The organism is Acinetobacter sp. YH16031 (genome assembly GCF_013417335.1).
Lineage (GTDB): Bacteria > Pseudomonadota > Gammaproteobacteria > Pseudomonadales > Moraxellaceae > Acinetobacter.
On record NZ_VPED01000013.1, the window covers coordinates 21658 to 33651 of the forward strand.

Annotated in this window: 9 protein-coding genes; all 9 read right to left on the bottom strand. The window is 41.9% G+C overall.

Annotation, left to right across the window (positions count from 1 at the left end; translation table 11 throughout):
• Positions 1-47: 47 nt before the first annotated feature.
• Positions 48-857: a serine O-acetyltransferase gene (cysE, locus tag FTV31_RS07955; RefSeq protein ID WP_004786206.1), complete on the bottom strand. Its 810-nt coding sequence runs from the start codon at positions 855-857 to the stop codon at positions 48-50.
• Positions 857-1705, bottom strand: coding sequence for an RNA methyltransferase (locus FTV31_RS07960; RefSeq protein WP_034703830.1), 849 nt, complete (start codon positions 1703-1705; stop codon positions 857-859). Before FTV31_RS07960 ends, cysE begins: the two co-directional genes overlap by 1 nt.
• Positions 1706-1741: 36 nt before the next feature.
• Complete coding sequence (gene dnaE, locus FTV31_RS07965; RefSeq protein ID WP_159122782.1) at positions 1742-5314, bottom strand: DNA polymerase III subunit alpha; 3573 nt, start codon at positions 5312-5314, stop codon at positions 1742-1744.
• 580 nt (positions 5315-5894) lie between these two features.
• On the bottom strand, positions 5895-6590 hold the full coding sequence (locus tag FTV31_RS07970; RefSeq protein ID WP_004786199.1) for a methionine ABC transporter permease: 696 nt from the start codon (positions 6588-6590) through the stop codon (positions 5895-5897).
• On the bottom strand, positions 6587-7612 hold the full coding sequence (locus FTV31_RS07975; protein ID WP_180014117.1) for a methionine ABC transporter ATP-binding protein: 1026 nt from the start codon (positions 7610-7612) through the stop codon (positions 6587-6589). The genes FTV31_RS07970 and FTV31_RS07975 overlap by 4 nt, the downstream gene beginning before the upstream one ends.
• 72 nt (positions 7613-7684) lie before the next feature.
• Entirely contained in the window at positions 7685-8560 is an 876-nt protein-coding gene (locus FTV31_RS07980) for a MetQ/NlpA family ABC transporter substrate-binding protein (RefSeq protein WP_180014119.1), read from the bottom strand.
• 535 nt (positions 8561-9095) lie between these two features.
• A complete protein-coding gene (locus tag FTV31_RS07985) occupies positions 9096-9644 on the bottom strand; it encodes a GNAT family N-acetyltransferase (protein WP_180014121.1) in 549 nt (182 codons plus the stop codon).
• A gap of 11 nt (positions 9645-9655) precedes the next feature.
• Positions 9656-10495, bottom strand: a complete 840-nt coding sequence (locus FTV31_RS07990; protein WP_180014123.1) for a TIGR02391 family protein — start codon at positions 10493-10495, stop codon at positions 9656-9658.
• Between the two features lie 85 nt (positions 10496-10580).
• On the bottom strand, positions 10581-11864 hold the full coding sequence (gene purD / locus FTV31_RS07995; protein WP_180014125.1) for a phosphoribosylamine--glycine ligase: 1284 nt from the start codon (positions 11862-11864) through the stop codon (positions 10581-10583).
• Positions 11865-11994: the final 130 nt, after the last annotated feature.

Genomic DNA, 11994 nt, shown 5'->3' on the forward strand with positions numbered 1-11994 from the left:
GCGATCATGCAAGCAAATGCGTGTTACAAAAGAATTACGATTTATAGTCAGGCCTTGGACTGACTGGTTTGTGCTTCGCACTCACGGCGCGCATCTTCCAGAATTTTAAGTTCTTCCTTGCTAAATGGCTGTTCATTTAACTGGTTTTTCTTGAAAGTCGGATCAAGCAAAGACAGGCGGTTGCACAGTGTATTCATACGTTTTTCATTTTGTTGAATACGGTCAAGTAGAACACGCATGCCTTCCAGAATCGGGTCTGTCTGATCCTGTGTAGTTGCATAAGGCTGGAAACCAATGCTTTCTGCATAATCACGACGACGAGCTTCAGCATCATCTTTTGGCTGGTCTTTGGTGATAAAGCGCGCTGGATTGCCAACCGCTGTGGTATTCGGCGGAACTGCTTTAGTAACTACAGCATTGGAACCGACCTTGGCATTTTTACCTACCGTGAATGGACCCAGGATTTTGGCACCTGCACCAACAACAACGCCATCTTCCAGAGTCGGGTGACGTTTGCCTTTATTCCAGGTTGTACCACCCAAAGTCACGCCATGATACAGGGTGACATCATCGCCAATTTCTGCAGTTTCACCAATCACTACACCCATGCCATGGTCAATAAAAAAACGTTTACCAATCTTGGCGCCCGGATGAATTTCGATACCTGTTGCAAAACGGCTAAAAGAGGACAAAACGCGCGCTGTACCTTTACAGTCTTTTTTCCATAGCTCATGTGCCATACGGTGCATAATCAGTGCATGGATGCCAGGGTAGGTGGTTAAGACTTCTAAGGTATTGCGTGCTGCAGGATCGCGCGCAAAGACAGCTTGGATATCTTCTTTGAGCTGTTTTAGCATTAGTTTTGATCCTCATCCTGTTGTGATGTATGGGAAGATTTTTTCCAGGTGCCGTTATTCAGTGCCTGAACACGAGTGAAAATACCACGAAGTAAGTGATATTCCATACGATCTAATTGTATACGTCCGAAAAGGCGACGCAAGCGTAAAGGAAGTAATCGTGGGTTTTTTGGATCCATAAATTCAATTTCTGCCAGCATTTTTTCCAGATGCGGGTAGAACTGTTCCATCTGTTCATGGGTTACTAGCGGTTCATCCCATTCCATTTCAATGCCATCAATGACTTGCATGGTGGCTTTTGGATCACGAGGATGTTCTACCTGATCCAGTGCTGCCATACGCAGTTCATAGCAGATCACCTGAATGGCTTGAGCGACATTCAATACGCCGTAATCCGTATTCACAGGAATGGTTAAGTGATAATTCGCCATCGCCAGTTCTTCATTGGTCAGACCACGGTCTTCACGGCCAAATAGAATCGCAATTTCCTGTTTTTCTTGCACCACAGCGGAAAGTGCTTTTTCTGCCGCTGGACGGACATCTAGTAAAGGCCATGGAATAGTGCGACTACGCGCACTGGTACCAAAGACGATCTGGCAATCTTTAATGGCTTCTTCCAGTGTTTCTACGATTTCAATCTGTTCGATCAGATCAGTTGCACCTGCAGCCAGTGCATCAATATCTGGGTGCGGATAAGTTTTAGGCGCAACCAAGACCAGTTTGCACAGGCCCATGGTTTTCATGGCACGTAAGGCACTACCAATATTAGCAGGCAGGGTGGTATTAACCATGACAATACGCACATGGGAGAGATGTGCTGAAACAGCAGCATTGTCAATTTGACTCATGATGATTCCAGTTTGGATATATTAAAAATGGGAGATTTATGAATACTGCGGCTGAGATTCAGCTTCATATTGTGCCAAGGCATCGTCCATGCTCATGTCGGCAGGCGGAGGCGGAACCTCAACTGGCTTAGCTTCTTCATAAGATACGGCACGTGCAGCTTTAGACTTCACCTGATACTCGATATAGAGCGCAGTCTTGCCAAAATAGTCACGCAGCTTGGCGAGAAGATCATCCAGTGGTGCAACTTTCCAGCTTAAGCCCAGATGCAGTTCAGCCGTGGCATAGCCATAATCCAGATACAGAATCACTGGAATATGCGTGCTCATATCCACATTGGTATATGGCATCAGAATTTGCTGCAAGTCACGGCTGAGGGTTTTGCTGTAATGTTCAGCTTGCAAGGTAATCTTGATGCTGTTAGCACGTTTCTGACGGATTTCATTCAGGCTAAAGGCTTTGGTCAAACGACCGAGTGGGCGATCAAAACCTTCACGCTCGTAAATTTCACCTTCAATCACCACGACTTTATCAACCTGAACGATGTCTTTAAAGCGCTGGAAGCGTTCATGGTTGGTGGAGATTTCGATACGTGCCGTACCATCATCTAATGTCACCATCATCCGGTTCGGGAAGTTAGCGACATCGACTACCAGACCAGCAAACACAGTCGTTACACCACGACGGGTCGGGGTTAATTCATTGATCTGACAAGGTACGAATGCTTTTAGCTCATTACGATATACATCAATTGGGTGACCCGTTAGATATAGGCCGAGTGTATCTTTTTCACCTTTGAGACGGACTTCATCAGACCAAGGTTTCACCGGTTTGGCCGGTTTACGCTGAACTTCTTCAACTTCACCAAATAGATCCATGATCCCGGTTTCACGGTTCTGACGGGCCTGATCTGCAGCCTGTACTGCTTCAGGAAGCTGTGCCATTAAATCAGCGCGTTCAATGCCCAAGCAATCCAGTGCACCAGCACGGATCAAGGCTTCGAGCGTACGTTTATTGATTTTTTTCAGGTCGATACGGTGACAGAAGTCAAACAGGTCTTTATAAGGACCTTCTTTCTGACGTGATTCAATCACTGACTGCATTGCCGCTTCACCCACGCCTTTAATCGCACCTAAACCATACACAATAGTTTTTGGATCACTGGCATGGAACTGGTAAATCGACATATTCACCGATGGTGGTAATACTTCCAGTCCATTATGACGGCAATCATCAATCAGGAACACCACGTTATCAGTGTTCTGCATTTCCGAGGTCATCACCGCTGACATGAATTCAGCAGGATAATGCGCTTTCAACCAAGCTGTTTGATAGGCGACAAGTGCATAGGCTGCAGCATGTGATTTGTTAAAGCCATAGCCTGCGAATTTTTCCATATAGTCGAAGATATGGTTCGCCGTTGCTTCATCGATATCTTTTTTCGCAGCACCTTCAATGAAGATCTTACGCTGCTTGACCATTTCTTCAGGTTTTTTCTTACCCATCGCACGACGAAGTAAGTCCGCACCACCCAAGCTATAGCCGGCACAGAACTGTGCCGACTGCATTACCTGTTCTTGGTATACCATGATCCCGTAAGTCGGCTCTAATACCTTTTCCAGTAATGGATGCAGGTATTCAAACTCGCCACCATGCATACGATGGATAAAGTCAGGAATCAGGTCCATTGGACCCGGACGATATAACGATACGAAGGCGATAATTTCTTCGAACTTGCTAGGACGTGCTTCCTTCAACATCTTTTTCATGCCGACGGATTCAAACTGGAATACCGCGGTGGTATTCGCCGTCGCGAAGATGTTATAGGCTGGCTTGTCATCCAGCGGAATATAGGAAATATTCACCGGTTCGGTCACGTCTGGGCGTGCATTGATGTGCTTGATGGCATCTTCAATAACGGTCAGGTTACGTAGACCTAAGAAGTCGAATTTCACTAGACCGGCAGCTTCGACATCATCCTTATCAAATTGAGCAACACGTGCTGTACCATCCGCATCACACATCACGGCTGAATAGTCGGTCAGTTTGGTCGGTGCAATCACTACACCACCGGCATGTTTACCGGTATTACGGGTAATGCCTTCAAGCTTGAGTGCCATTTCCCAGATTTCTGAGGCATCGTCATAATCGGGATTCGATGGATTGGTGACGATATCTTTCAGTTGAGGTTCAGCTTCCAATGATTCTTCAAGGCTTAAACCCAGAGGCTTGGTTGGAATCAGTTTGGAAATACGATCAGCCAGACCATAAGATTTACCCAAGACACGGGCTACATCTCGAATCGCACCTTTCGCTGCCATGGTACCGAAAGTCGCAATTTGCGATACCGCATCACGACCATAAGTCCGTGCCACATAGTCAATTACGCGGTCACGACCAGCGATACAGAAATCGACGTCAAAGTCGGGCATCGAAACACGTTCCGGGTTCAAGAAACGTTCGAACAGCAGGTCATAGCGCAGAGGATCAAGATCGGTAATTTTCAAACTATAGGCTACGAGGGAACCCGCACCTGAACCACGGCCCGGACCTACCGGTACGCCATTTCCTTTGGACCATTGAATGAAGTCCATCACGATCAGGAAGTAACCAGGGAAACCCATGTCCAGAATAATTTTGATTTCAAACGCCAGACGTTCATCATAAGGCTGACGGATTAAAGGCCAGTCTTCTTCACGTTTTTCTGGTGGATACAGGAAATTCAGGCGTTCTTCTAAACCTTCTTCACATAAATGTGCGAAGTAGGTGTCAATAGTATGGCCTTCAGGAATTGGGTAATCTGGTAAGTCGTTGAAACCTAAACGTAGGGTGACATTACAACGTCTTGCGATATGGAAGGTGTTTTCAATCGCGGTTGGAATATCGCTAAACAGTTCCGCCATTTCTGTTGAGCTTTTAAAATATTGCTCAGGGCTATAGGTTTTAGGACGGCGATTATCACCAAGCACATAACCATCTGCGATACAGACACGCGCTTCATGTGCTTCAAAGTCTTCGCGTGCAATAAAATGCACATCATTATGTGCAACTACACCAATATTATATTTCTTTGCGAGCTTTACCGCTTCTTCAATGAAAGTATCTTCATTAGCACGACCAGTGCGGGTGAGGGCGAGATAAACACGATTTCCAAATTTCTCTACCCATTCTTGCAGTAGCGGTTCAGCTTTATCGGGATTTGAAGTAATCAGCATTTTGCCGACATCGGACTGCATACCGAGCAATACGATCATGTCATCGTGCTGATTCAAGATCCAATCTTTTTGTACGCAAGGAATATCCAGTTGCTGGCCGCTGATATAACCTTCAGACACCAGTTCGGTCAGGTTGCGCCAGCCTTTGTTGGTCATGGAAAGCAGGGTAACCCGATGCTCAGCATCATTCAGACGAATTTCAGAGCCAAGAATCGGTTTGATGCCTTTATCCAAACATTTTTTATAGAATTTAACAGCAGCATGTAGATTGGATAAATCAGTCAGCGCGAGTGCTGGCATCTCGTCATTCGCAGCAGCTTTGACCAAGTCAGGTATACGTACGATGGATTCAGTAATCGAAAATTCTGTATGAATACCAAGATGAACAAAGTGCATAAATGAGTCCCTGCAAAAACCACTCGATAGTTTAGCACGGGATTTATTGTTTCAGTTTGAAATTGAGGGGAAATGCTGAACTTTTAGATTGTGAATTAGAATTGACTTAAAGCTATGCTTATCATTTTATCGAAATAGAACTACGCACCCAAATTGAATTTGTATGAGGCGACATGGATGTCGCCGTTGGCTTGTGATACAGGGAAGTATCATCAAGCTAACAGAAGATTTTTGTTACTTTTGATCTTTCAAAAGTAAAAGAAGAATTTCAAGTGTCAGTAAGTTTATTCATAAAGTTATTTGAAAATTAGAATTTCATTATTTTTACTTTAATTTAAATTTTGAGTAGTTATGCCTTACTTTTGACGGGCCAAAAGTAACAAAACCCCTTGTTGATCTGATGGCACTTCCTGAGCAAGCTTTAAGCATTGCTTTAAAGCTTGTGTAAGACAGATCAACGGCAGCATCCATGCTGCTAAGTCATGTATCAAATGTTCGCTTCGATGTTTAAGATGCAGCTATTTTATGGGTAGAAAATAAAACCCTCAAAAAGAGGGCTTTATTTACTTAGGAATTTAGCTTAACGAAGTCGAGATAACCAGTCACCGACACTTTGTACAATCTGCACCAGAATCAACAAGACAATTACAGTCATGATCACGACAGAGGTATCAAAACGCTGATAACCATAAGAGATCGCCAAGTCACCAATACCACCAGCACCAACGGCACCCGCCATTGCGGTTGCACCAATCAGACTGATTGTTGCAGTAGTCAGGTTAAGAATCAGTGAGCTACGCGCTTCCGGCAGAATAAACTTAAAGATAATCTGCATTGGTGTTGCACCCATGGCTTGTGCAGATTCGATAATGCCTTCATTCACTTCCAGCAGAGAAGTTTCTACCAGACGGCCGATATAAGGACCGACATAAATAGTCAGAGGTACAATCGCTGCCCAAGTACCAATTGATGTTCCGACCAAAAACTTGGTTAGTGGAATCACCGCAATCAGCAGAATAATAAAGGGTAGGGAACGCAGTGCATTCACAATCGGGTTTAGAGCATGGTAAATCACACGGTTTGGCAGAATCCCGTTTGGACGAGTGACGAGTAAAATGATCGCCTGAATGAAGCCCCAAATACAGCCAAACAACATCGCAAAGAACACCATATGGAAGGTTTCTTGCAGTGCTGTAACAAACTGATCCATCGACAGCGAGCTTTTCCAGAATGGCGCAGTAATAGTGGTCAACCATTGTACAATTAAGTCTCTCATTCTTGTACTCCTGCTTGATCTACTTGTACGCCGTTATCTCTCAGATATTGCATCGCTGCTGTGATTTGCGCTGGATCGCCTAAGAGCTGAATAAACATCTGGCCAATCACCGACCCATTAATTTCTGTCATATTGGCAAACAGGATATTTAAACTGACATCAAACTGTTTGATCACACCCTGAATCACGGTTTCCTGCGCTGAGCTGCCCAGGAATTTTAAACAATAAATACTGTGATGATTCTGGTTTTCCAGATTCGCCAGAATATTCACTGGCAAGTTTTGCTGGAGTACAGTTTGAATGAAGTTTTTCGTCGTTGGATGCTGAGGTTGACTAAAGATCTGCAGGGTAGAACCGGTTTCAATTACATCACCTTTTTCCATGACAGCCACATAATCACATACGGTCTCAATGACATCCATTTCATGGGTCACCATAACAATGGTAATGCCTTGTTCCTGATTAATGCGTTTCAGCAATTGCAGTACAGATTTGGTGGTTTGCGGATCTAAAGCAGAAGTTGCTTCATCACACAGCAGAATTTTGGGATGGTTCGCTAGGGCACGAGCAATACCGACACGCTGCTTTTGACCGCCTGATAACTCGTCCGGAAAAGCATGACGCTTATGTTTCAGATCAATAAAATCCAGCAGTTCTTCGAGACGTTTTTCTCGTTCAGCTTTACTCCAGCCCAGCAATTTCATTGGCATTTCAATATTGGCAGCCACCGTTTTGGTCTGCATCAGATTGAAGTGCTGGAAAATCATGCCGATCTGGGTACGTTCCTGACGCAATGATTTGGCATCCAAAGCAGTAAAGTTCGTGCCATTGATAATCACCTGACCAGAAGTAGGGCGTTCAAGCAGATTAATCAGGCGGATCAGGGTACTTTTACCGGCACCACTATAGCCAATAATGCCAAAGATACTGCCGGTTGGAATCTGTAAATTAATCCGATTCAAGGCACGTAAGGTTTGACCATTGAGCTCATACTGTTTGGAGATGTCTTTAAATTCAATCATAGTGTCAAATACTGCATCACGAATAAAAAAACAGGCAAGAAATCTTGCCTGTTCTGAATATTGATTATTGTATTACTTTTCTTCGGTTAAATAAGTCACTGGTTTATTTACAGCAACTTTAGTACCACCGAAGTGTTCATCAACATAGGCTTTCACAGCAGGAGTATGATACAACTGGCCAACTTTTTGAAGTACAGGATCATTTTGACGGTCAGCAGCGACAGCTAAAATGTTAACATTCATTTTAGTACTTTGATCAATCGCTTCGTAATAGATCGCATCTTTCAATACGTTCAGACCACCTTCCATTGCCAAAGTATTACCTAGAACAATCGCATCTACTTCATCTTTCACACGAACTGCTGTTGCCATTTGAATTGGCTTGATCACGATCTGTTTCGTATTTTCAGTGATATCAGCAGGCGTACCTTTTACCAGGTCAAAGTTTGGTTTAAGTTTTACCAGACCTGCAGATTGCAATAATAATAGTGCACGTGATTCATTTGCGCCATCGTTAGGAATAGCAATTGTCGCACCTTGCTTAAACTCTTCAACTTTTTTCACTTTGCTTGAGTAAATCCCCATTGGCTCAAGATAAGTCGTAGAAAGTGGGGCAATCTTTTGTGTGTTAGCATCATTATAAGCCACCATATAGGCATAAGACTGGAATGCGTTAACATCAATTTCTTTATTGGCAACAGCAGTATTCATCGCCACATAGTCAGTAAAGTTTTTCACATCAAGCTTGATGCCGGCTTGTTTAGTTTCAGGCAAAGTTGAAATGTAGCGCCATACGTCAGCATCTGAACCAGTCGATGCCATAGTAACCGTTTGCAATTCACCTGAATTTTTGTTTTGTGCTGCGTCCGTTGCAGGCGCTTCTTGTTTTCCGCATGCAGTTAAAGTCAGTACAGATGCGCTGAGTAAAACGCCAAGTAGCTTTTTCATAAAGATGTCCTAATTCTCGTGTTGCCTAAAGTATATGCATTTTAAGATCATGTTAAAGTGGAGTTTTATTACACTTTCAGCTGACCTTAGATCGAGTCGCATGTGGCTCCGGCAGGAAAAATGCAAATGTACTGCAACAGTTCACGTTAATTCGATCGGGTCAGAGTTCCAAACCGCTATATCATTTTTCTATTTGGAGAGAGTAAATAGAGATTTTTAAAAGATATAATCGTATTTGGCACTCTGAATGGGCGCAATCATAGCAATTATTATTTATTCGATATAGTGGATAAAAACTATTTACTTATCTTTTTAATAGAATATAAATTGAATGAAAATGATTAAAATATCAATGAATACAATATATTATTTTTATTGAAGATAAGGCGGAATTTCATATCGTTTAAAGATTGATCTTTATAAGATTTTATCCAATAGAAATCATAAAAATGAATAAACATGATAAATACATCAGCTCATTAAACTACTGAAAGATCTTTTTTAATAAATGTTTAGGAAGGATTTGAGCCGTGTCTTATTTACCTGAGTAATTACTTTGATTGATTTCATACAATACATGCCAACATAAAGGGTGATCTTCCGGCAGCTTTGGATGCTGAAATTCTTGAGTCTTTACCATACCTATCTTTTTCATCACAGCCTCAGATGGGGTATTTGATTTGGCAGTAAACGACACAACTTTATCTAGGTTTAAAGTATTAAAGGCATAATCTAGGACTGCACGTGCACCTTCAGTAGCATAACCTCGATGCCAATACTTTTTCGCCAGACGCCAGCCAATTTCAACACAGGACGAAAACTCAAATAGATCAGGTTGTGGTTGCAGACCAATGAAGCCAATAAATTCTTTAGTCTCTTTTAGCTCAACTGCCCATAAACCCCAATCATGTTGATCAATCTGTCGAGTCACTTTTTCAATAAAATGTAGACTTTGTTCAGGTGTCAAAGGGGCGGGGAAATAACGCATGACCTCATTATCTGCACACATTTGGATAAATGGGGCAGTGTCGGAATCTTGCCATTGGCGAAGGATTAGGCGAGGGGTTTCGAGATGAATAGTCATACAGTATCTGTTTATCGTCTTATTGACTCACTTTCCAGTAGGTAAAGTTCATTGATTAATAAAAACTCTCTATGAAGTTGGGAAATTGACTTATCAACTTCACTATGTGCTCGTTGATTCCGATATGCTTTAAATGTATTTACAAACAGTCGACCAATAGCGGTTGAGGAATCCTCATTTTCTGATTCCCACTTAAAGGGGGATAACTTATTTTTCTTTAAATCAGAACAAAAGGAATCATCCATAAGAGAAGCAGAAAATTTTTTTGAATCAATTTTTGCCCGCACAATGTCTTCTAATCGAGTATAAGCTTTCATAATAGCCGAATCTGCATCATCGCGGAATTTTAAGGCTAAATCCAAAATTCTCGGATCAATTAAATTCAATGGTAATTCTGAAGGATAATAACGATCTATATTCAAAGGTTCTTTGAATATGACTTCTAAATTATTGATATAATTGTATATTGTGTTGGTTCTAATGTTAGGGTTGTTTAAAATTAACTCTATATCACCATCCGTTAAAGCATTTCGATTTATAGTTTCGAATAATTTTTGTGTAATAACCACTTCTTTTATTTCAATTTCATGTCGCCTTAAAAGGTTTAATGCTTTAACAAGTCCTTTATATCCCTCAGATATATAATCTGATCGGAATCCAAAACGGATAAGATATAAGTGTCGATATGCTTTTACTAAAAAACAGTGAGTTTGATCATATGTTAAAACGATTGCACTTTCGATTTGCGCTTCGAATTGAATGATCATAGCAATAGCTTCAATACAATCTTGAGTATAAGGCGTTCCTAAATACTGAATTGTGTCAGAAGGTTTATTAAATAAATTCAGCATATATTTTTATTAGGTAAGTAATTTGATTAAATCATATAATAAAAACCCCGCACTAAGCGGGGTTTTTATTTAATCTGAATATAGATTAAGCATTTTCACGTGCAATCGCACGGTAACCAATATCTTTACGGTATTGAACACCGTCGAAAGTTACTTTTTCACAAAGTTCTAAAGCTTTAGCTTGTGCTTCACCAATGGTATTACCCAGTGCAGTGACACAAAGAACACGACCACCCGCAGTGACAATTTCACCTTTTTCATTAGCTTTGGTGCCTGCATGGAAAACTTTCGCATCAGTCATTTCAGTGTCTAGACCAGAAATCACATCACCATTGCTAGACGTTTCTGGATAGCCTTTAGATGCTAATACGATACCGACAGTCTTACGCTCATCCCATTCAGCTTCTGCAGGTAAATTACCTTCAAGACCTGCTTGAACCAAATCAACTAAAGATGATTTTAAACGCATCATAATTGGTTGAGTTTCAGGATCACCAAAACGACAGTTAAACTCGATTACTTTTGGTTGACCTTTATCGTCAATCATCAGACCTGCATACAAAAAACCTGTGTATACGTGACCATCTTTTTTCATGCCTTCAACAGTCGGGCGCATCACTTCATTCATAGTTTTTTCAAATACGTCAGCAGTCACAACAGGAGCAGGAGAGTAAGCACCCATACCGCCAGTATTTGGACCTTGGTCGCCTTCAAAAATACGTTTATGATCTTGAGACGTCGCCATTGGCAAGATGTTGTCACCATCAATCATACAAATGAAAGAGGCTTCTTCACCAGCAAGGAATTCTTCAATGACTACGCGAGAACCAGCATCGCCAAACTTGTTGCCAGCCAGCATGTCATCAATCGCATCAAATGCTTCTTGATTGGTCATGGCAACAATCACGCCTTTACCTGCAGCAAGACCATCAGCCTTGATCACGATTGGTGCACCATTTTTCTCTACAAAGGCTTTCGCTGCATCTACTTCGGTAAATACATCGTAGAAAGCTGTTGGAATGTTATGGCGTTTTAAGAAGTGCTTAGCGAATGCTTTAGAGCCTTCCAGCTGAGCAGCAAATTGAGTTGGACCCCAAATTTTCACGCTTGCTTCGCGGCAAGCATCAACCACACCATTCACAAGCGGTGCTTCAGGACCCACAATAATCATTTCAACTGCATTATTTTTCGCAAAATCAATAATGGCAGGATTGTCGAGAATGTCCAAAGCGACATTTTCACATTTATTTTCAGTTGCGGTGCCTGCATTGCCCGGTGCAACAAATACTTTTGCCACTTGATCATCTTGTGCGATTTTCCATGCCAGTGCATGTTCACGGCCGCCACTACCTAAAACTAAAATGTTCATCTTTAGAAAATTCCCTCGAAAATGAAATTCCACAAACCCAATGAGGTTTAAAAATCTTTTAACATCTTATAGCAAGATATTAAATAATCTACTGATGTAACAAACCCTCCTTACGAAAAGGAGGGTTTGG

Coding starts and splice junctions, on each gene's coding strand:
- cysE (WP_004786206.1), bottom strand. CDS start 857: ATGCTAAAACAGCTCAAAGAAGATATCCAAGCTGTCTTTGCGCGCGAT.
- FTV31_RS07975 (WP_180014117.1), bottom strand. CDS start 7,612: ATGATTGAATTTAAAGACATCTCCAAACAGTATGAGCTCAATGGTCAA.
- FTV31_RS07980 (WP_180014119.1), bottom strand. CDS start 8,560: ATGAAAAAGCTACTTGGCGTTTTACTCAGCGCATCTGTACTGACTTTA.
- FTV31_RS07970 (WP_004786199.1), bottom strand. CDS start 6,590: ATGAGAGACTTAATTGTACAATGGTTGACCACTATTACTGCGCCATTC.
- FTV31_RS07990 (WP_180014123.1), bottom strand. CDS start 10,495: ATGCTGAATTTATTTAATAAACCTTCTGACACAATTCAGTATTTAGGA.
- purD (WP_180014125.1), bottom strand. CDS start 11,864: ATGAACATTTTAGTTTTAGGTAGTGGCGGCCGTGAACATGCACTGGCA.
- dnaE (WP_159122782.1), bottom strand. CDS start 5,314: ATGCACTTTGTTCATCTTGGTATTCATACAGAATTTTCGATTACTGAA.
- FTV31_RS07985 (WP_180014121.1), bottom strand. CDS start 9,644: ATGACTATTCATCTCGAAACCCCTCGCCTAATCCTTCGCCAATGGCAA.
- FTV31_RS07960 (WP_034703830.1), bottom strand. CDS start 1,705: ATGAGTCAAATTGACAATGCTGCTGTTTCAGCACATCTCTCCCATGTG.